The following is a 20419-nucleotide window of genomic DNA, read 5'->3' as shown; positions in this document are numbered from 1 at the left end:
AACGCTTTATTTTTCATTGTTTATTTGAAATTTGTCACTCTTGAGTGGCTGAGTGATGAAATCTGGCCTTTTCGGCTCGATAAGGCGTGCAGAACAAAATCTGGGGAAAACTAGTGGATTATTTTTATGTTCGCGTTCGGCGTTAAGCCGAAATGGGGGCAGCAAGATTAGCAACTCTGGAGTGATAACGCTAGGATTAATTGCAGTAAACTTTACTGACATCGCACTGCGATGGATAGACCTGCAACGCCAAGTGGTTTGGGAATAAGTGGTGGAAGAAGTACTTGATCACTGGCTGTACATCCAGTAACAATGGCGCCGAGCAGATAAGCGTAATGAGGATGGCATGAGTAAAGCATTTGAACTGGTTTCCGATTATCAACCCGCCGGTGATCAACCCAGCGCGATCCAGCAGTTGTTGAATGGTCTGCAAGCGGGATTAGCCCATCAAACCCTGCTCGGTGTGACGGGCTCAGGAAAAACCTTCACTTTGGCCAATGTGATTGCCCAGTTACAACGCCCAACGATTTTGCTCGCGCCGAATAAAACCCTCGCGGCGCAACTGTATGGCGAAATGAAAGCGTTTTTCCCGAACAATGCGGTGGAATTTTTCGTCTCCTATTACGATTACTACCAACCCGAAGCCTATGTGCCCACCACCGATACATTCATTGAAAAAGACGCCTCGATTAATGCGCATATTGAGCAAATGCGTTTATCGGCCACCAAAGCCTTATTGGAGCGCAAAGATGCGGTGATCGTCGCATCGGTCTCGGCCATTTATGGTTTGGGTGATCCCGATTCTTATTTAAAAATGATGCTGCATTTGCGACGTGGCGATGTGATTAATCAGCGCGACATGCTACGCCGTTTGGCCGAATTACAATATTCGCGCAATGATCTGGCGTTTGAGCGTGGCCAATTTCGTGTTCGTGGTGAGGTGATTGATATTTTCCCTGCCGAATCGGATCAACAGGCGGTGCGGGTAGAGATGTTTGACGATGAAATTGAGTGCATCAGTCTGTTTGATCCATTGACTGGCATGATCCTATCTCGTGATTTGCCACGTTACACCATTTACCCGAAAACCCACTATGTGACGCCGCGTGAGCGGATCCTCGCCGCAATTGAACAGATTAAACATGAGCTGCATAGCCGACGTCAGTATCTGTTGGATAATAATAAACTGCTGGAAGAGCAGCGGATTGCCCAACGCACCCAGTTTGATCTTGAAATGATGAATGAACTGGGTTTTTGCTCTGGGATTGAAAACTACTCGCGTTATCTCAGTGGGCGTGCCGAAGGTGAGCCACCTCCGACACTATTTGACTACTTACCACACGATGGCTTGCTGATCATCGATGAATCTCATGTCACCGTGCCACAAATTGGCGCGATGTTTAAAGGCGATCGCTCACGCAAAGAAACCTTAGTCGAATTTGGCTTTCGGCTGCCTTCCGCGCTGGATAATCGTCCATTGAAATTTGATGAATTTGAAGCGCTTGCACCACAAACCATTTTTGTCTCGGCTACGCCAGGCGAATATGAGTTAAACAAATCGGCGGGTGAAGTGGTGGATCAAGTGGTACGTCCTACCGGTTTATTGGATCCCTTGATTGAAGTGCGCCCTGTGGCCACTCAGGTTGATGATCTGCTCTCCGAGGCTCGCGTGCGTGCCGCTAATGATGAGCGGATTTTAGTCACCACCTTGACCAAGCGGATGGCGGAAGATTTGACCGAATATCTGCATGAGCACGGGGTGAAAGTACGCTATCTGCATTCTGATATTGATACGGTTGAACGTGTTGAAATCATTCGTGATTTACGTTTGGGCGTATTTGATGTGCTGGTTGGGATCAACTTACTGCGTGAAGGTTTAGATATGCCAGAAGTCGCGTTAGTGGCGATTTTGGATGCCGATAAAGAGGGCTTTTTACGTTCCGAGCGCTCACTGATCCAGACTATTGGCCGCGCGGCGCGTAATATCAATGGTAAAGCGATTTTGTACGCAGACACCATCACCAAATCGATGGGGAAAGCGATGGATGAAACCGAGCGCCGCCGAGCTAAGCAGCAAGCGTATAATCAGCAGCGCGGGATCACTCCGCAGCCGTTAAAACGCAATATCAAAGATATTATGGAGTTGGGCGATATTGCTAAATCGCGCAAACCGAAGCACAGCAAAGTGGTGCCATTGGCGAAAGTGGCGGAAGAGAGTGCCGGATACCAAATATTGACTCCGCAGCAGTTAGATAAACAGATCAGCCAATTAGAAGCGGCAATGTATCAACACGCGCAGAATTTGGAATTTGAGCTGGCCGCCCAGAAACGTGATGAGATTCATCAGCTACGTCAACAATTTATCATCAACAGTTAGCCTAGCCAGTGAGTGAAATGAATTCAAATTTGTAAAATGCAAGCGCAAATGCAATATTACCGCAAAATGCAAAACAATAATGGCTAGGCTATGCAACACAACCCCTCTTTGCCGCCGGTGAAGTATCTATTAATGGTCGAAGATACCGCGTCGATTGCGGCGCTGTATCGCTCTTTTCTCGCACCGCTAAATATCGATATCAATATTGTGGGAACTGGGCGTGATGCGATTGCGAGCATTGCACACCGCGAGCCTGACTTGATTCTGCTTGATTTACGTCTGCCGGATATGACTGGCATGGATGTGTTGCATGCGGTTAAGCAAAAAGCCCCTGATGTACCGATCGTGTTTATGACCGCGCATGGTTCGATTGACAGCGCTGTGGAAGCGATGCGCTACGGTGCGCAAGATTTTTTGATCAAACCTTGTGAAGCCGATCGGCTGCGGGTCACGGTCAATAACGCGATTCGTAAAGCATCAAAGCTTAAAAACGACCTTGATAACAACAATCATACTTATCAAGGTTTTATTGGTAGTAGCCAAACAATGCAAGCGGTGTATCGCACGATTGATTCCGCCGCGAGTAGCAAAGCGAGCATTTTCATTACCGGTGAAAGTGGTACCGGTAAAGAGGTGTGTGCGGAAGCCATTCATGCGGCCAGTAAACGGGGTGAAAAACCGTTTATCGCGATTAACTGTGCAGCGATCCCGAAAGATTTGATTGAAAGTGAGCTATTTGGCCACGTAAAAGGCGCGTTCACTGGAGCGGCCAGCGAACGGCAAGGTGCCGCGGAAGCGGCTGATGGTGGAACGCTGTTTTTGGATGAGCTGTGTGAAATGGATTTAGAGTTGCAGACCAAATTACTGCGCTTTATTCAAACTGGCACATTCCAAAAAGTTGGTTCGTCAAAAATGAAAAGCGTGGATGTGCGTTTTGTGTGCGCCACCAACCGCGATCCTTGGAAAGAAGTGCAAGCTGGGCGTTTTCGGGAAGACTTATACTACCGTTTATACGTGATCCCGCTGCATTTGCCCTCACTGCGTGAGCGCGGTGATGATGTGATTGAGATTGCCTATTCTTTGCTGGGTTTTATGTCCAAAGAGGAAGGCAAAGATTTTGTGCGTTTGTCGGCCGAAGTGGTGGAGCGTTTTCGTCGCTACGAATGGCCAGGTAATGTGCGCCAATTACAAAACGTATTGCGCAATGTGGTGGTGCTGAATGAGGGATGTGAAATAACCCTTAATATGTTGCCTCCTCCGCTTAATCACCCTTCGGTACCGCATTTACGTGAAGAAATTAAACTAGATCAACAGCATGTAATCTCAGTACATGAAATTTTTCCGTTATGGGTCACGGAAAAACAAGCGATTGAGCAAGCGATTGCCGCTTGTGATGGTAATATTCCGCGCGCCGCCAGTTATTTAGCCGTCAGCCCATCGACCATTTATCGTAAGCTGCAAACTTGGAATGAACAAGCGACAGAGAAAGTCACAGTAAAAGAGAAAGTTACCGCAAAAGAGCAGGAGCGCTAAGTGATGAGAGAATGGATTAATCAAAGTCAAATCGATGTATTAGCCAAAGAGATCGGTGCGGAAAATATTCCGCTGTTACTCAACATTTTTGTTGATGAATTAAACGACTATCAACGCCGCCTGCGTAGTGAGCCGCACGCGAATCAGCGTGAATACCTGCAAGAGATCAGCCACGCGCTGAAAAGCAGCGCCGCCAGTTTTGGCGCGGAGCGCTTACGCGGTAAGGCGATCGAATTAGACCGCCTTGCTCACACTGATCTGACGTTTGATCTCGCCTATGAAGTGGAACAGATGCTGGAACTGCTGGACCAAACCCACCAACGATATTTACAACTGGTTGATTAATTGCTCTTCAATCGCTTGTCTCAGTTTTTGCCGATCATGACGCCAGTCACGGTTGGCAGAAGCCAAATCACGGGTCACAAAATTCCAACGCTGTTGTAAATCGGGATGAGGATGATGACCCAACACCACATCAATTTTGCGGCCTAGGCAGGCTCTTTCGCACCATTCCAATTTTTGCTCTAGGCTCATTCTGCCCGCAGGACCATGTTCTGGTGACAAGTTTTCGACAAAAATGACCGTGGCGGCCGGATTACGAGCAATTGCTTTACCCAACTCAGGAAGCAGTAGCGGCGGCATCACACTGGTTAAAAAGCTACCCGGGCCTAAAATCACACAATCTGCTTGTTGAATCGCAGAGATCGCCTCTTTGGTGGCGGGCACTTCTGGGGCTAAATCGAGGCGGCGTAAATCTTGCGCCATTTCATCTACGCTAGTTTCACCGGTGACCCATTTGCCATCTAGTGCTAACGCGGCCAGATCCGATGGGTGCTCAGACATTGGTAAAATATTGACATCAACCTTAAGCATATTGCGGATCAGATTGATGGCATCCAGCGGTCGCACCGAGAGATTATCTAATGCGGTGAGCATTAAATTGCCCAAATTATGCCCATTCAGCTCGCCTGTGCCTTTAAAGCGATACTCAAACATCATCGAACTGATCGAGGGCTCAGTAATTAACTGATTGATGCAGTTACGCGTATCACCCCAAGCAATTCCTCCTTGGCAGTGACGAATTCGGCCAGTTGAGCCGCCATTATCGGTGGTGGTGACGATACCGGTGGCATTGGAGCCAAACACTTTCAGTGCCGCTAGCATCCGGCCAAGACCGTGACCACCGCCGATGGCCACTACTTTTTTGCTTTGATAGAGAGACATAGGATCCTGCTTATTTTGGCTGCTGAGCAGCAATTTAACCAAGTTGATCCAGATTAGATACCCATTTAGGGCTAAATTTATTGTTAGCGCCCCTTTTTTAGGGAGAGAGGTAGCATCGCGGCAGATTATTGAGTATTTTACCCGCAGCAGCCAGAGCTAAGAGGTTGGAAACATCACTCTGCTTGGCCGTAACTCCGAGCTTATCGCGCTAAGTTTTTTAAATATGCGTTATAAGCCAGTGACGGAAGGTCACAAGGGCATGGTGAGAAATGACGATGCCTCCCGTATTTGGAAAGGTGTTCCGTGGCGCAACAATTCGAAGACAGATTTCAACGTAAATTTTATTATTTACGTCTCTCGATCACTGACGTTTGTAATTTCAAATGTACCTATTGCTTACCTGATGGTTACCGACCAGCAGCGGGTAACGCTAACTCTTTTTTGCGTGTCGCTGAAATCCAGCGGGTGGTGAATGCTTTTGCTGAGTGTGGTACTTCAAAAGTCCGCATCACTGGTGGTGAGCCATCGCTGCGTAAAGATTTTAGTCAAATCATCCAAACCATCGCCGCTACACCCGGCATTAAAAAAGTCGCCACCACCACCAATGGTTATCGTTTAGCCAAACAGATCGGCGAGTGGCGAGAGGCTGGGCTTACTCAACTCAATGTCAGTGTCGACAGTTTAGATCCACGCATGTTCGCGCAAATCACTGGTGAAAACCGTTTCCAACAAGTGATGGCGGGAATTGATCGCGCTTTTGAGGTTGGCTTTGCACAAGTCAAAGTTAACGTGGTGCTGATGAAAGATCTTAACCATCTTGAACTGCCTAAATTTATGGCGTGGATTAAAACGCGTGCGATTCAACTGCGTTTTATTGAGCTGATGCAAACCGGTGAGATGAACGACTTATTTGCCCGTCATCATTTGTCTGGTGCCGCGATACGCGACTATCTGATCAACAACGGTTGGCAGCGTAAAGTGCGCGCCGATAACGATGGTCCGGCGCAAGTGTTTATCCATGCGGATTATCTTGGTGAAATCGGCTTGATCATGCCTTATGAGAAAGATTTCTGCAGCAGTTGTAATCGCTTGCGTGTTTCGGCGCAAGGTAAGCTGCATCTTTGCCTATTTGGCGAACAAGGCATTGAGTTACGCGATCTGCTGCAGCACGATCAACAGCAAGCCGCATTAATTGAACGAATTAAAACTCAGTTGCACAACAAAGCCCAAACCCACTTTTTGCAAGATGGCAAAGTGGGAATGACGCCACATTTGGCATCGATTGGTGGTTGAGCGGCTAATTATTACTTAGCCTCGCGCGCGAGGCTTAACTATTTCGAAAAGGTGAACTTATGGGCCACGCAGTAAGCAAATTTCAAGCCGCAAATATTGCGGTGCTGACGGTATCCGATACGCGTACTGAAGAGAATGATACTTCTGGCGGTTATTTGGCCGAGCAGTTACAACTGGCTGGGCATAAACTGGCCGATAAACAGATTGTGATTGACGATATGTACCAAATCCGCGCCGTGGTGTCACAGTGGATTGCAGAGCCGACGATTCAAGCGATTTTGATCACGGGTGGAACCGGATTTACTTCGCGCGATAGCACGCCTGAAGCGCTTAAGCCACTGTTTGATAAAGAAGTGGAAGGTTTTGGTGAGCTGTTCCGCATGGTCTCTTATGAAGAAATTGGTACCTCAACCATCCAGTCGCGTGCGGTGGCCGGTTTTGCTAACCATACCGTGATTTTTGCGATGCCGGGTTCGACTGGAGCGTGCCGGACTGGCTGGACTAAGATTATCCAACAGCAGTTGGATGCTGCGCACCGTCCATGTAACTTTATGCCGCACTTGACGGTGTAAGGGGATTTAATGAGCCAACTGACCCACATCAATGCGGCCGGCCAAGCCAATATGGTCGATGTCTCAAACAAAGCTGATAGCGTACGTGAAGCGCGTGCCGAAGCGTATGTACGCATGGCACCTGCAACGCTGCAACTGATCCTTTCCGGCCAGCATCATAAAGGTGATGTGTTTGCTACCGCACGTATTGCTGGGATTCAAGCCGCCAAACGGACATGGGAACTTATCCCACTCTGCCACCCTCTGCTACTGTCCAAAGTGGAAGTACAGTTAGAAGCACTGCCGCAACAAAACAGTGTGCGTATTGAAGCGCTGTGTAAACTGAGCGGTAAAACTGGGGTAGAGATGGAAGCGTTGACCGCAGCATCAGTGGCGGCGCTGACCATTTACGATATGTGTAAAGCGGTACAAAAAGATATTGTGATTGAGCAGGTGCGTTTGCTGGAAAAATCGGGCGGTAAGTCTGGACACTTTAAGGTGAATGCATGATTACCGTGTTGTTTTTTGCCCAAACCCGTGAGTTGGTGGCGTGCGAGAGTATGCTGGTTGAGCAACCGTTCGCCAGTGTCGAAGCGTTGCGACAGCATTTGGCGCAACAACCTGGCAAATGGGATATCGCGTTACAACCGGGTAAGCTATTGGCCGCAGTCAATCAAGCGATAGTGCCGTTTGACACTCCGCTGCACGCGGGCGATGAGGTGGCTTTTTTCCCACCGGTGACGGGAGGTTAACATGGACAATCGGGTTGCAGTACAAAGCGCAGATTTTTCGGTAGCAGATGAATACCAAGCGTTGGCGCAGGGCACTCAAGCCGGTGCAGTAGTGACGTTTGTCGGTAAAGTGCGGGATATGAACTTAGGGGATAATGTGCTTGGTTTACATCTTGAGCACTATCCAGGCATGACCGAAAAAGCCTTATTGGAGATTTGCGATTTAGCCCAAGCGCGTTGGCCGTTACAGCGTGTGCGCGTTATCCATCGGATTGGTGATATGCTCAGTGGTGACCAAATTGTGTTTGTTGGGGTCACCAGTGCTCACCGCAATGCCGCCTTTGCTGCGTGTGAATTCATCATGGATTATTTGAAAACGCGGGCCCCATTTTGGAAAAAAGAGTTGACCACCGAACAGAGTCGCTGGATTGACTCGCGCGCGAGTGATCAACAAGCGATGCAGCGTTGGGAAAGTGACGTATCGACGCCTCCGCGTTAAATGATTGCGCTACTCAAATGATAGCGCTGCTTAAAATGTGCACAGTGCCGCGTTGATGATGTTTGGCATAAAACAGCGCTTGGTCGGCGACCGCCACCAGTTTTTCAGTGGTGACATCTGGCTCTAACTGATCACTGTGGCGGATGCCGATAGTGATGGTGACATGATCTGACACTCTGGATCTTGAATGTTTGATATTCAGCTCGGTCACCATCAACATTAACTGTTTGGCGCGCTGCTGACTCTGCTCGGCACTGACATTGGTCATAAAAATTAAAAATTCATCCCCACCATAGCGAAAGCAAAGCTCACCTTCCGATTTCCAACGTTGTAGCGTTTGGCTGATTTGGCGTAGCACCTCATCACCTTGCAGATGGCCATATTCATCGTTGTACTCTTTAAAACAATCAATATCGATCATCAACAGCGCAGCACTTAGGTTATCTTGGCGCGCGGTATCCAGTGCTTGTGGCAGTAAATAATCCATCGCGTAGCGGTTATACACTTGAGTCAGGTGATCGATATGGGTCAAGTGTTCCAGTTTTAATTGATGCTGAGCCAGTTTTTCCACTGAGCGTTTGTAATTGGAAATATTACGGATGATCCAAAGTACCATTTCAGTACCGGGTAATGGGATGATCAGGGCTGAAAAATACTGTTTTTCGATTGGGCCAAGGGCAAGATTAAAATACGCCAGTTGGGTCGGATCGATTTCATACTCTAGCTCTTTGGCACAATTTTGATCAATCGCTTGTTCAATCACACTCAAAAATTGAGTCGCTTGCGCCACTGGCAGCACATCATACTGGTTTAAGCCGATCAGGTTAGCCGGATTGTGGTGACGATTGCTGTCTGATCCACCATACACTTCCAGATAAACGCCCTGTCTATTCAACAGAAAAATTGGCTCGGGTAATGATTGGAAAATAAACTGCAGGATTTTTGGATTGGCAATGATCATGGTGGATAAAATAGAAGTCATCAACTTAATGCCTGTTGAATGAATAGGTATTCTTCTATTTATAGATGATTTTGCTGCGCCCCGATACGGGGTGAGCATGACTTTTTACCGATAAATCACTAAACCAAAGAGTGATGTTCTTATCCGGTTAAAAATGGCCGCGTAAAGCTCGTGCTTCAGCGATTGGCGAGCATTATTTTATCAATCGAGTGAAAAAATCTGCTTGACCTTAAAGTTAACTCCAAGGTGTAAGCTGACAGCAGACTATAAAAAGGAGATGAAATATGTGTGCTAAACACCATGCGTGTCGTTCAAAATCGTTAACTCAACCAACGCCAACTCATCACACTAGCTGTTCGGGAAGCCCGAAAATCGTGACCATTCGTGCTGCGGGAGTAGCCGCTGTGTGTGATGGTGATGGCTGTTGCAGCACCGTGGATAGCGGCGGTGGTTCACCATTGGAAGATGAGCCCGAGCAACATCGAAGCGAAGAATCAGCATCGCGCTATCAGCAGAGTTGGTATATCGCAGGGATGGATTGTCCCTCCTGCGCACAAAAAATTGAAAAAGCGGTCAAACAACTGAATGATGTTGTTCAGGTGCAACTAACCTTCGCCACACAGAAGTTGGTGGTGGGCTTTAATCAACAAACAACCGCGTTAAGCATCGAACAAGCGGTTATCAATAGCGGCTTCACTTTAAGTTCATCGGGTGCGGCGGCTTCTAACTCCGAACAGACTCAATCTCCTTTCTGGCAAAGTGAAAATGCACGAATCATCGGCATTGCTGCCCTGATGGCTGTGGGTGTGTTAGTCAATTCCGCTGAAATCAGCCGTTGGATTTTCACTATTACCTGTCTTTTGGGTTTGCTGCCCATTATTCAACAAGCTTGGCGTTTGGCAAAATCGGGTTCTCCTTTCTCGATTGAGACCTTAATGTCAGTGGCGGCTATCGGCGCGTTATATCTTGGTGAAACCTTAGAAGCGGCGATGGTGCTGCTACTGTTTTTAATTGGTGAACGGTTAGAAGCGTATGCCGCGTCACGAGCACGCAGTGGCGTGCAGGCTTTGATGGCGCTAGTGCCTGAAACCGCATTGAGAATTGAAAATGGTCAACGTGTCTCTGTGCCTGCGGAGCAGTTGCAGCCCGGCGATGTGATTGAAGTCGCGCCCGGCGCTCGCTTACCCGCAGACGGACAACTTCTGGCGGCAGCCAGTTTGGATAATAGTGCGTTGACAGGTGAATCTCTCCCCGTAGAACTTACAGTTGGCGCTCGCGTTTCTGCTGGGTGTGTGGTGGTCGATAAAGTGGTGCAGGTCGAAATTATTTCTCGCCAAGGTGAGAATGCCATCGATCGCATCCTACACCTGATTGAACAAGCGGAATCACGCAAAGCACCGCTTGAACGCTTCTTGGATAAATTCAGCCGTTGGTACACACCACTAATGATGATGGTGGCAATCGTAGTGATCATCATCCCGCCATTAGCATTTGGTGCGGATTGGCAAACATGGATTTATCGTGGCTTAGCGCTGTTGCTGATCGCTTGTCCGTGTGCATTAGTGATTTCAACTCCTGCAGCAATTACTTCTGGCTTAGCCGCTGCAGCCCGTCGAGGTGCTTTGATCAAAGGTGGCGCGGCATTAGAGCAGTTAGGCAAAATTGAAACTATAGCCTTTGATAAAACCGGCACCTTGACTGAAGGTAAACCACAAGTCACTGACCTTATTCCCTACCAAGGTTGGGATGGACTCACCTTATTGGCGAGAGCGGCTGCGATCGAGATGGGTTCACATCATCCACTGGCGAGATCATTAGTCGCCAAAGCACAAGCTGAGCAGCTCGTACTTCCCGAAGCGCATGAAAAAACTGCCTTGGCTGGGCGTGGGATCAGTGGAGAGATTGCCGGTATCACTTATCACATCCTCGCTCCTAATCGGGTTGAGGTTGAGTTGCCGCCAGCGGTTGCTGAGCAAGTCAGCGGTTTAGAAGCACAAGGCAAAACCGTAGTGGTGATGCTGGACAATCAGCAAGTGGTCGGCGTGATCGCTTGGCAAGATATTTTACGTGATGATGCACGCGCCGCGATTGAAGCGTTGCAACGGATCGGGATCAAAGCGTTGATGCTGACTGGGGATAATCAGCGCAGCGCTGCTGCGATCAGCCAGCAACTGAACATCGATTTTCGAGCCGGATTATTACCGCAAGATAAAGTTAGTTATATCGAACAATTGGCGCAAACTCAGCGCGTGGCGATGGTTGGCGATGGTATCAACGATGCACCCGCGATGAAACAGGCCAGTATCGGCATCGCGATGGGCGGTGGTACGGATGTGGCGCTGGAAACGGCGGATGCGGCACTGACGCATAATCGGCTGCTGGAGCTGGCTGGCATGGTTGAGCTATCACGCGCCACTCTGGCGATCATTCGGCAAAATGTCATCTTAGCGCTAGGGCTAAAATCGGTGTTTTTAGTGACCAGCCTGATTGGTATGACGGGATTATGGATGGCGGTATTGGCCGACAGTGGGGCCACTGCATTGGTGACACTGAATGCGTTACGGCTGCTCAAATTTGGTCAGCGTTCGGTTTAAATCGGGCGCGTAGCGAACGGATTTCTATTGGTGTTCAGGGCATTAGTCACTCATCATCATTGGGCAAATAATAATGGTGGGTGATAGCTGATGCTGACCTATGCTTAGCAGGATGACTCTCATCGCTTGTTATGGTGTTGGGTGAAATCCTCCAATAACGAATAGTCATGTGTGATGCAAATCGATTAACCGTGCAATCTAATTGATTATTGCTCTGTGCAGTGTGACTGAGTTCGCTTATTTGCGGGCATCTATCGACTAAAGTGACTGAGTACCCTAATGATCAATATGCTGAATAAATGCAAGAGCAGGAGCCTGTTATGACCAAAACTGTATTCCACCTTGGCGTCACTGACGCTGATTTAAACGGGGCCACCTTAGCGATTATTCCGGGGGATCCGGCTCGAGTGCAGAAGATTGCCGAGTTAATGGATAACCCAGTGTTTCTGGCTAGCCATCGTGAATATACTGTATATCGCGCTGAGCTAGCGGGAAAATCGGTTGTGGTGTGCTCAACCGGGATCGGTGGCCCTTCAACCTCGATTGCGGTGGAAGAGCTGGCGCAATTAGGCGTGCGTACTTTCTTGCGCGTCGGTACCACCGGGGCGATCCAGCCGCACGTTAACGTGGGCGATATGATTGTTACCACCGGCTCGGTACGTTTGGATGGTGCTAGTTTGCATTTCGCACCGATGGAATTTCCTGCGGTGCCGGATTTTGAGGTTGCCACGGCGATGAAAGCGGCAGCGCAAGCCAGTGGTGCCGCTGTGCATATGGGCATCACCGCATCTTCTGATACTTTCTACCCCGGCCAAGAGCGTTATGACACTTTCACTGGACGAGTGGTGCGGCGTTTCCAAGGTTCAATGCAAGAGTGGCAACAGATGGGGGTATTGAACTTTGAAATGGAATCCGCGACGCTGCTGACTATGTGTGCCAGCTCAGGTTTGCAAGCCGGTTGTGTTGCCGGGGTGATCATTAATCGCACTCAACAAGAAATCCCAGATCACGCCACGCTGAAAGAAACGGAAGCGCGTTCGATTAAAGTAGTGGTCGAAGCAGCGCGTCACTTGCTGCAATAATAATGGCTGAGTTTCAGCATTAAAACTCCCATCGAGACCAAACCAGCGCCGTGTTATGGCGCTGGTTTATCTGTTAGCCACATAGCTAAATCAGCACTAATTGTGGCAAAGGTTGATATAAGCTTTTCACTAACTGATTGAGCATATCATCGTAAACCTGAGCGATGGTCGCGGAGATCTCGCTGGTTAATTGATACAGCGCATCACTATTCAATACGTCGCTATCCAATACATTGCTGTCCAATAACAGGCCGTTATCGCAGATGGTGTTAAGCTGGCACATCGCCGCACTACCCACTGGCGAACTGAGTGTTAGTGGGCTGATCAACGCCAATTGCTCAAGTTTACGTCGCATCAACTGACCATAATGCACGACTCGGACTGGTTGGTCGGTATTGGGCAGATCTTCAATACACAGACGTAGTTGCGTCAGGGTTTCCATTGCATCAAAAATTTGTTGCCAATTCATATGGTATTGATCACGCAACTCTGCACGCCCTGCATCCACTAACCAAGCCATACTCACATCATCCATTAAATACATGCAGTGGCGGATCAATTTGCCGTGTAGCCGTTGGTTTTTCCCTACCGTGGCTTGTGACCATTGGTTGAGCACGGCTTGCAGTGAATTTTGCAAAATACGATACGACGGCTTGTTGTCAAAATGAGCGATCTGGATCAGTTGCTCCGATTTGGCAAGCCAACGTTGTTGTAGGGCGGAGAGATCGCTTAGCTTGACTTGATCGCGAGCTGATTGACTGAGTGCTTGATGGGTCAGGCTACGATGCTGGCGACAGAGCGCCAACATTTCACGCAGGCCAATCAGCAGCTCGAATTTGCGTTGCTGCGCCGAGTGTTTGGGTTGAGCGTAGCGGTAAATTGCACCAAGCATCGCCAATCCAATCAGCAGTGATATTGTTCCCCACATAGTCACCTCCGAAGCGGTATTTCACGGTTGCCGATCATCTGCTACGTAGTCATTACATAGCGACATATGGAGTAGTGCAGTTTGAATGCCAAGAATTTTATGATTTAAAATCAATGAACTATTTTTTGGATGAGATTTTTGCTGCTCATTAATGGTGCAGAACGCGCAAAAAGTGTGAGCAAGGTTCAGTTTTAGCAGGTGATGGACGGATAGCTAATCGCTGAGGAGGTTGTCAGCGTAACTTATAAAATCCGCATTAAAAAAGCCTTTGCGTTTGGCAAAGGCTTAGTGGTTATGACGGAACCGCTCGATGTTGCAGGCGGTATCCTAAGGCTTACATCACACGCATACCTGCTTGTGCACCTTGATGCGGTTCAAGCAACCACAAGTCGCTGCCACCAGGACCAGCGGCGAGGATCATGCCTTCCGACATGCCAAACTTCATCTTACGCGGTTTAAGGTTGGCCACCACCACCGTGTATTTACCAATCAAATCTTCTGGTTGATAGGCCGATTTAATCCCAGAGAAGACTTGGCGAGTTTCACCGCCGATATCGAGCTCAAACTTGAGCAGCTTGTCCGATTTCTCGACCGCTTCACAAGAAAGGATCTTAGCAATCCGCAGATCGACTTTGGCGAAATCATCAAACTCAATTTCTGCCGCGAGAGGATCTTTGCTTAGCTCGGTTGCTGCGCTCTTTGGCTGTGCCGCTTCCGCTGCGGCTTTTTCTGCCTCGGCTTCAGCTTTCGACGCGGCAATCATCGCTTCAACCTGTTTCGGATCGATCCGGTTGAACAGCGCTTTGAATGGGGTCACTGCGTGATCGGTCAGCGGTGTCGCGATATTTTCCCAAGTTAACTCTTGGTTGAGGAAAGCTTCCGTACGCTGTGCCAACGCTGGCATTACCGGCTTGAGGTAGGTCATTAGTACGCGGAACAAGTTAATCCCCACGGTACAAATATCTTGCAGCGCTTGATCTTGGCCTTCCTGCTTGGCCACTACCCAAGGGGCTTTTTCATCCACATATTGGTTAGCTTTATCGGCCAGTGCGGTGATTTCACGAATGGCACGACCAAACTCACGTGCTTCAAACAGCGCAGCGATTCGATCGGCTGCGCCAGCAAATTCGGCGTATAGCTCTGGCTCAGCCAATTGAGCTGACAATTTGCCATCGAAACGTTTGGTGATAAAACCTGCATTACGTGACGCTAAGTTAACGATCTTGTTGACCACGTCAGCATTGACGCGCTGGGTGAAGTCTTCAAGATTCAGATCGAGATCGTCAATCCGATTGTTGAGTTTGGCCGCGTAGTAATAACGCAGACACTCGGGATCCAAGTGGTTGAGGTAGGTGCTGGCTTTGACAAACGTACCTTTGGATTTGGACATTTTCGCGCCATTCACCGTGACATAACCGTGTACAAACACGTTGGTCGGTTTACGGAAACCAGAGCCGTCAAGCATCGCCGGCCAGAACAAGCTATGGAAGTAAACGATGTCTTTACCGATGAAGTGGTAAAGCTCGGTTTGGCTGTCTTTATTCCAGTATTCGTTAAAGTCGAGATCGTCACGCTTGTCACACAGGTTTTTAAATGAACCCATGTAACCAATCGGCGCATCCAGCCATACATAGAAGAACTTGTCTTTCTCACCCGGAATTTCAAAGCCGAAGTAAGGCGCATCGCGGGAAATATCCCACTGTTGCAAGCCGCCTTCAAACCACTCTTGCATCTTGTTGGCAGTTTCTGATTGCAGCGAACCTGAGCGGGTCCACTCTTTAAGCATGCTTTCAAACTGCGGCAGGTCAAAGAAGAAGTGCTCAGAATCTTTCATCACTGGCGTCGCGCCAGATACTGCTGATTTAGGATTGATCAGCTCGGTTGGGCTGTAAGTCTCACCACACGCGTCACAGTTATCCCCGTACTGATCTTCGGATTTACATTTCGGGCAGGTGCCTTTGACGAAACGATCCGGTAGGAACATCTGTTTTTCAGGGTCAAACAATTGAGAAATGGTGCGGCTAGAAATAAAGCCGTTGTTTTTCAGTTGCAGATAGATGTGTGACGCCAGCTCGCGGTTTTCATCGCTATGGGTGCTGTGGTAGTTATCAAAGCTAATATCGAAGCCAGCAAAATCGCGTTGGTGCTCTTCGCTCACCATCTCGATCATCGCTTCTGGTGTCATACCCATTTGCTGTGCTTTCAGCATGATAGGTGTACCGTGCGCATCATCGGCACAGATAAAGTTTACTGTATTGCCGCGCAGACGCTGATAACGAACCCAAATGTCAGCTTGGATATGCTCAAGCATATGGCCAAGGTGGATTGAACCGTTCGCGTAAGGCAGGGCACAAGTGACCAGAAGTTTTCTTGGATCGTTTGCCATACTTAATATTCGCTTTTGTTGATAGGGACTAAATTGAAGCGATAATACTACCCTAAGCACGCAGTCACGCCAAGGCGCGCGGCAGTTGATTCCCCTATCTTTTTCAGGGTTCAGTTGACAGCCAAGCGGTGCTAGCATGGGTAAAAAAGGGGAAGTTATGCTATCCATCCAATCCAAACACGATCTCTGCCTATGGCTGAGCCAATTTTCGCATCCTGATTTAATCAGTGACTGGGCGCTGGCTCCCGGGCTGGTTAAGGTGACGCCTAATCAACAACTTATCATCCAACTGCCGTTTGCGGCGCATGATCTGGTTAGTCAATTGAACGCTTGGCTGCTCAAACAGCAAGCCAGTGGAGCAATCGCGCCGATCACCTTTGAGATTCAAGTGCAACCCAAAGCGTTAGTCACCCCGCTTGGAACATCCGTCAACGGAGTGAAAAACATCATCGCAGTGACGTCCGGCAAGGGTGGGGTGGGTAAATCGACCACGGCCGCTAACCTAGCATTGGCAATCGCGCAATCGGGTGCCAAGGTTGGCTTGTTGGATGCGGATATTTATGGCCCATCGGTCCCCTTGATGTTCGGCAAAACCCAAGCCAAACCACAAGTGCGTGATAATAAATGGATGCAGCCGATCTGCGCCCACGGGATTGCCACCCATTCGATTGGTTATTTGGTTGATGAGGCGGATGCGGCGATTTGGCGCGGGCCAATGGCCTCTAAAGCGCTGGGGCAACTGCTTAATGAAACTGAGTGGCCAAATTTGGATTATCTGGTGATCGATATGCCACCAGGCACCGGCGATATTCAGCTTACGCTTGCTCAGCAAATTCCAGTCACTGGTGCGGTGATTGTCACTACGCCACAGGATTTAGCGCTAGCGGATGCGCGCAAAGGGGCGGCGATGTTTGCCAAAGTCGCTGTGCCAGTGCTTGGGCTGGTGGAAAACATGAGTTATCACATCTGTAGTCACTGCGGTGAAAAAGAGTCTATTTTTGGGGTTGGCGGAGCGCAAACCCTGGCTGCTGAATTTGGTTTATCACTGTTGGCGCAAATCCCGCTGCATATTGATTTGCGTGCCGATCTGGATGACGGTGTGCCAACCGTGGTTGCGCGCCCAGACAGCGAACATACTGAGCGCTATTTAGCCCTAGCGCAGCGTGTATGTGCCACCCTGTATTGGCAAGGTAAACCTAAACCGGAGTCGATTGCGATCCAGTGGATGAACTAAGCCGAACTCGGTTATTTGGGTCAGTGTCAATGTAATCGGTTGCACTGACTGAAACTTATCCATCCAAGCTTGGCTGGCTGGTTTTTGCTAAATGCAAACTGGTATCTAGGTCACAGTTTCCCTATAATCAGGCGGTTTACCTTCATTCCTCACAACCATGTTCGGGTGCATAAAACCATGTCTGAAAATAATCAATGTGTCATCGTCGGTATTGCTGGCGCTTCTGCTTCTGGTAAAAGTCTCATTGCGAGCACGATCTATAACGAGCTGCGCGCCAAAGTAGGTGACCATCAAATCGGTGTGATTACGGAAGATTGCTACTATAAAGATCAGAGTCATCTGAGCATGGAAGAGCGGGTTAAAACCAACTACGACCATCCGAATGCTTTAGATCACGATTTACTGTGCCAACATTTAGAAATGCTGGCCCGTGGTGAAGCGGTTGAAGTGCCAGAATACAGCTATACTGAGCATACGCGCACCGCAAACACCACCACCATGACCCCGAAAAAAGTGATCATTTTGGAAGGTATCTTGCTGCTGACCGACCCTCGCCTGCGCAGTTTAATGCATGCGACCGTGTTTATGGATACTCCGCTGGATATCTGTTTATTGCGCCGTGTTAAGCGTGATGTACAAGAGCGTGGCCGTACGATGGAGTCGGTACTCAAGCAGTATCAACAGACTGTGCGCCCAATGTTTATGCAATTTATTGAGCCATCGAAACAATACGCTGACATTATTGTGCCGCGTGGGGGTAAAAACCGGATCGCGATTGATGTGCTGAAAGCACATATCGCCAAACTGCTGAAAGCGTAATTTTTACCACAGCTTTACATCAGTTTGCTTTATTTTTCCCAATAGAAGTGGCACGTTAGGTGCCACTTTCTTTTTATCGTCAAGCAAGGATATGCCGATGAAAAAACTCTTTCTTTTCGTTCTGGGCGTGGTGGTACTGCTGGTTGCTGCACTGCTAGCCTTAGTCTTATTGGTCAACCCTAATCAATTTAAACCGCTGATTGTGGAACAAGCTAAGCAGCAGACTGGATTAGAACTGGTGATGGAAGGCGATATCGGCTGGCAATTTTATCCATCCATCGGCTTTGAGTTAGGCAAAACTGAGCTGAGAAATCCAGCCGGTTTCCAAGCGCCTAATCTGTTTAAAGTGGATAGCGTAGGGATTGCGATTGAGCTGATACCACTGCTCGATAAACAGCTTAATATTGGCCAACTGCGTTTAGATGGAGCGGAGTTTTATCTGGAAACCCTCAAAGATGGTCGCTCGAATCTTGATGTGGTAACCCAAGCGCTACAATCAGCTAAGACCGCTCAAGCGTCCCCTCAAACTATTTCTGAGCAAGCAAGTTCAGGATCGGCCAATAGTGCGTGGAATATAACTTTGGCTGGCGTTGCGGTGCGCAATGCGCTGCTGCAAATTGTTGATCACCAAGCTGGCAGCCAAACCAAGTTGTATGACGTGCAATTAGCGGTGAGCGAGTTTGCTCCCGAGCGTTGGACTAACGTGACCTTTGCTGCCAAAGGCGATAAAGATCAGCAGAAATTTGCCGCGCAAGGTACAGCAGAAGTGCGTTTAGCCGCTGATTTTAAACAGTATGCGCTGCGCAATATTAATCTGGATGCCAGCTTTAGTGATCCGAGTAACCAAATCGATTCTGCCAAGCTGAAACTCGATACCTTTGAGTTTGATAAAGCCAATGCCTTGACCTTTTCTGTCGTGGGTAAAGCAGCAGAGATGAAGCTCAATGCGCAAGGTTCAGCTTCACTGATGGTTAACCAAGCGATGAGCAAAGTCGGTTTGGAGGCACTGAAACTGCAAGCCGAATTGGAAGGGGCTGCGTTACCGCAATCCCCGATGAAGTTAAGTTTAGACTCGCAAATTGCTTTTGATTTGACCCAAAACCATCTCAGTGTGCTGCTCAACAAACTGACGGCCAATGCGCTGAGTTTCGATGGCAAAGTGGATGTTACCCTCGCAGATATTCCGAAGGTGCGTTTCAGCTTGCACAGCCCTGAAATTGATGTGGATGCCTTGTTAGGCACCAAAGCTCAAGAGTCGCAACCTGCACCTGCCAAGGAAGCGGTGCCATCCTCATCGTCCGCTAGCGTGGCAAATGCGCCTAGAGAAGTAGAGCCGGACTTATCCGCCTTGAAAACTTTGGATGTAGCGGGTGAGATCCGCATCGACAAATTCACTGCCAGTAATGCCCATTTGCAAAACGTACAAGTCAATTTCGCGCTCAATCGTGGTGTGGTGGATTTACAATCGTTGACGGCCAAGCTTTACCAAGGTTCACTGCAAGCCAAGGCTCATTTGGATGCACGTAAAACACCGGCAAATTACACCTTGCAGTCACAGCTCAAAGGAGTACAGGTTCAACCCCTCCTTAATGATGTGCTGAATAATCAAATGCTGGCCGGCACCGGTAATATCGATCTCAACTTGCAAGGTCAAAGTTTAACCCCAACCGGTATTCAGCAAAATCTGCAAGGCACGGTGGCGATTAATTTTGCTGATGGTGCGGTGAAAGGGATCAACGTTGCACACCTGATCCGTACTAACTATGCCAAAATCAAAGGCCAAAGTGTCGAGGAAGCGGATACGGTTAAGCAAACCGATTTCAGTGCCATGACAACCACGTTGCAACTGAATAGAGGCCAAGTGACCACCAATGATCTTAGTCTCCAGTCGCCACTGCTGCGTATTCATGGTGAAGGTCAAGCCAACTATTTAAAGCACACGGTCGACTTTTTAGTGCGTACTTCGGTGGTTGGCACGCTGGAAGGCCAAGGCGGTAAGAGCTTGGATGAGCTGCGTGATGTGACGATCCCAATCAATATTTCTGGTACTTGGAGTGCGCCTAAATTCCGGCTGGTGTTTGATGAAGTGCTGAAGCAAAAGGCCAAAAAAGAGGTCGATCGCGGGGTCGAGAAGTTAACCGATAAAATCAAAGACGAGCAGACTAAAAAAGCGGTCGATGGGTTACTGAAAGGCTTGTTTAAATAGC

Annotated in this window: 17 protein-coding genes and 1 riboswitch; of the genes, 13 read left to right on the top strand and 4 right to left on the bottom strand. The window is 48.6% G+C overall.

The features are described from left to right. Nucleotides 1-346 precede the first annotated feature (346 nt). The 3 genes from uvrB (at nt 347) to luxU (ending at nt 4255) form a co-directional block, all read left to right on the top strand. Nucleotides 347-2377, top strand: a complete 2031-nt coding sequence (gene uvrB, locus OOK74_RS07710; protein ID WP_278182532.1) for an excinuclease ABC subunit UvrB — start codon at nt 347-349, stop codon at nt 2375-2377. 90 nt (nt 2378-2467) lie between these two features. After that, complete coding sequence (luxO, locus tag OOK74_RS07705; protein WP_488356472.1) at nt 2468-3910, top strand: quorum-sensing sigma-54 dependent transcriptional regulator LuxO; 1443 nt, start codon at nt 2468-2470, stop codon at nt 3908-3910. A 3-nt stretch (nt 3911-3913) separates the two neighbouring features. After that, a complete protein-coding gene (luxU, locus tag OOK74_RS07700; protein WP_274721268.1) occupies nt 3914-4255 on the top strand; it encodes a quorum-sensing phosphorelay protein LuxU in 342 nt (113 codons plus the stop codon). Here luxU and OOK74_RS07695 read toward each other — a convergent pair. Then, nucleotides 4238-5134 carry a YvcK family protein gene (locus OOK74_RS07695; protein ID WP_274721269.1) on the bottom strand — a complete coding sequence of 299 codons (897 nt, stop codon included), beginning with the start codon at nt 5132-5134 and terminating at the stop codon, nt 4238-4240. The two genes, luxU and OOK74_RS07695, sit on opposite strands and share 18 nt — an antisense overlap. 180 nt (nt 5135-5314) lie before the next feature. Further along, nucleotides 5315-5449, top strand: a riboswitch (molybdenum cofactor riboswitch). Here OOK74_RS07695 and moaA point away from each other — a divergent pair. From moaA to moaE, 5 genes are all read left to right on the top strand, one after another. Further along, on the top strand, nt 5438-6427 hold the full coding sequence (gene moaA / locus OOK74_RS07690) for a GTP 3',8-cyclase MoaA (protein ID WP_278182531.1): 990 nt from the start codon (nt 5438-5440) through the stop codon (nt 6425-6427). (Overlaps the previous riboswitch by 12 nt.) A gap of 59 nt (nt 6428-6486) precedes the next feature. Next, the gene (moaB, locus tag OOK74_RS07685; RefSeq protein WP_166014654.1) at nt 6487-6999 is read left to right on the top strand and encodes a molybdenum cofactor biosynthesis protein B; all 513 of its coding nucleotides are present in this window, start codon (nt 6487-6489) and stop codon (nt 6997-6999) included. A 9-nt stretch (nt 7000-7008) separates the two neighbouring features. Next, on the top strand, nt 7009-7488 hold the full coding sequence (gene moaC, locus OOK74_RS07680) for a cyclic pyranopterin monophosphate synthase MoaC (RefSeq protein ID WP_278182530.1): 480 nt from the start codon (nt 7009-7011) through the stop codon (nt 7486-7488). Continuing rightward, on the top strand, nt 7485-7730 hold the full coding sequence (gene moaD, locus OOK74_RS07675; RefSeq protein ID WP_274721272.1) for a molybdopterin synthase sulfur carrier subunit: 246 nt from the start codon (nt 7485-7487) through the stop codon (nt 7728-7730). Before moaC ends, moaD begins: the two co-directional genes overlap by 4 nt. A gap of 1 nt (nt 7731) precedes the next feature. After that, nucleotides 7732-8208 (top strand): molybdopterin synthase catalytic subunit MoaE, encoded by a 477-nt coding sequence (gene moaE, locus OOK74_RS07670; protein WP_274721273.1) that lies wholly within the window; start codon nt 7732-7734, stop codon nt 8206-8208. Between the two features lie 13 nt (nt 8209-8221). Here the strand turns inward: moaE and OOK74_RS07665 are convergent, their stop codons facing one another. Continuing rightward, complete coding sequence (locus OOK74_RS07665) at nt 8222-9190, bottom strand: GGDEF domain-containing protein (RefSeq protein WP_278182529.1); 969 nt, start codon at nt 9188-9190, stop codon at nt 8222-8224. A 263-nt stretch (nt 9191-9453) separates the two neighbouring features. On the opposite strand from OOK74_RS07665, the gene OOK74_RS07660 reads away from it, so the two are divergent. Together OOK74_RS07660 and udp are read left to right on the top strand one after the other, a co-directional pair. Next, a complete protein-coding gene (locus OOK74_RS07660; RefSeq protein ID WP_278182528.1) occupies nt 9454-11763 on the top strand; it encodes a zinc/cadmium/mercury/lead-transporting ATPase in 2310 nt (769 codons plus the stop codon). 320 nt (nt 11764-12083) lie between these two features. Then, complete coding sequence (udp, locus tag OOK74_RS07655; protein WP_274721276.1) at nt 12084-12845, top strand: uridine phosphorylase; 762 nt, start codon at nt 12084-12086, stop codon at nt 12843-12845. 85 nt (nt 12846-12930) lie between these two features. On the opposite strand, the gene OOK74_RS07650 is transcribed toward udp, so the two are convergent. Both OOK74_RS07650 and metG read right to left on the bottom strand, forming a co-directional pair. Next, the gene (locus OOK74_RS07650) at nt 12931-13773 is read right to left on the bottom strand and encodes a hypothetical protein (protein ID WP_278182527.1); all 843 of its coding nucleotides are present in this window, start codon (nt 13771-13773) and stop codon (nt 12931-12933) included. Nucleotides 13774-14107: 334 nt separating this feature from the next. Continuing rightward, the gene (metG, locus tag OOK74_RS07645) at nt 14108-16159 is read right to left on the bottom strand and encodes a methionine--tRNA ligase (protein ID WP_277206135.1); all 2052 of its coding nucleotides are present in this window, start codon (nt 16157-16159) and stop codon (nt 14108-14110) included. A gap of 157 nt (nt 16160-16316) precedes the next feature. Between metG and apbC the strand changes: the two genes are divergently transcribed. The 3 genes from apbC (at nt 16317) to OOK74_RS07630 (ending at nt 20418) form a co-directional block, all read left to right on the top strand. Further along, entirely contained in the window at nt 16317-17393 is a 1077-nt protein-coding gene (apbC, locus tag OOK74_RS07640; protein WP_278182526.1) for an iron-sulfur cluster carrier protein ApbC, read from the top strand. Nucleotides 17394-17570: 177 nt separating this feature from the next. Further along, on the top strand, nt 17571-18212 hold the full coding sequence (gene udk, locus OOK74_RS07635) for a uridine kinase (RefSeq protein WP_166014664.1): 642 nt from the start codon (nt 17571-17573) through the stop codon (nt 18210-18212). Between the two features lie 91 nt (nt 18213-18303). Beyond that, complete coding sequence (locus OOK74_RS07630) at nt 18304-20418, top strand: AsmA family protein (RefSeq protein WP_430741937.1); 2115 nt, start codon at nt 18304-18306, stop codon at nt 20416-20418. Nucleotide 20419 lies beyond the last annotated feature (1 nt).

The sequence above is a fragment of the Vibrio misgurnus genome, from assembly GCF_029635775.1.
Lineage (GTDB): Bacteria > Pseudomonadota > Gammaproteobacteria > Enterobacterales > Vibrionaceae > Vibrio > Vibrio chanodichtyis.
Note: the sequence above shows the minus strand (reverse complement) of the source record. Positions and strands in the feature narration are given on the sequence as shown.

Excerpts from the sequence above, each read along its gene's own strand:
- uvrB (WP_278182532.1), top strand. The coding sequence starts at position 347 with ATGAGTAAAGCATTTGAACTGGTTTCCGATTATCAACCCGCCGGTGAT.
- OOK74_RS07660 (WP_278182528.1), top strand. The coding sequence starts at position 9,454 with ATGTGTGCTAAACACCATGCGTGTCGTTCAAAATCGTTAACTCAACCA.
- OOK74_RS07665 (WP_278182529.1), bottom strand. The coding sequence starts at position 9,190 with ATGACTTCTATTTTATCCACCATGATCATTGCCAATCCAAAAATCCTG.
- luxU (WP_274721268.1), top strand. The coding sequence starts at position 3,914 with ATGAGAGAATGGATTAATCAAAGTCAAATCGATGTATTAGCCAAAGAG.
- moaE (WP_274721273.1), top strand. The coding sequence starts at position 7,732 with ATGGACAATCGGGTTGCAGTACAAAGCGCAGATTTTTCGGTAGCAGAT.
- OOK74_RS07630 (WP_430741937.1), top strand. The coding sequence starts at position 18,304 with ATGCCGATGAAAAAACTCTTTCTTTTCGTTCTGGGCGTGGTGGTACTG.
- OOK74_RS07650 (WP_278182527.1), bottom strand. The coding sequence starts at position 13,773 with ATGTGGGGAACAATATCACTGCTGATTGGATTGGCGATGCTTGGTGCA.
- udk (WP_166014664.1), top strand. The coding sequence starts at position 17,571 with ATGTCTGAAAATAATCAATGTGTCATCGTCGGTATTGCTGGCGCTTCT.
- moaD (WP_274721272.1), top strand. The coding sequence starts at position 7,485 with ATGATTACCGTGTTGTTTTTTGCCCAAACCCGTGAGTTGGTGGCGTGC.
- moaB (WP_166014654.1), top strand. The coding sequence starts at position 6,487 with ATGGGCCACGCAGTAAGCAAATTTCAAGCCGCAAATATTGCGGTGCTG.
- apbC (WP_278182526.1), top strand. The coding sequence starts at position 16,317 with ATGCTATCCATCCAATCCAAACACGATCTCTGCCTATGGCTGAGCCAA.
- OOK74_RS07695 (WP_274721269.1), bottom strand. The coding sequence starts at position 5,134 with ATGTCTCTCTATCAAAGCAAAAAAGTAGTGGCCATCGGCGGTGGTCAC.
- luxO (WP_488356472.1), top strand. The coding sequence starts at position 2,468 with ATGCAACACAACCCCTCTTTGCCGCCGGTGAAGTATCTATTAATGGTC.
- moaC (WP_278182530.1), top strand. The coding sequence starts at position 7,009 with ATGAGCCAACTGACCCACATCAATGCGGCCGGCCAAGCCAATATGGTC.
- udp (WP_274721276.1), top strand. The coding sequence starts at position 12,084 with ATGACCAAAACTGTATTCCACCTTGGCGTCACTGACGCTGATTTAAAC.
- metG (WP_277206135.1), bottom strand. The coding sequence starts at position 16,159 with ATGGCAAACGATCCAAGAAAACTTCTGGTCACTTGTGCCCTGCCTTAC.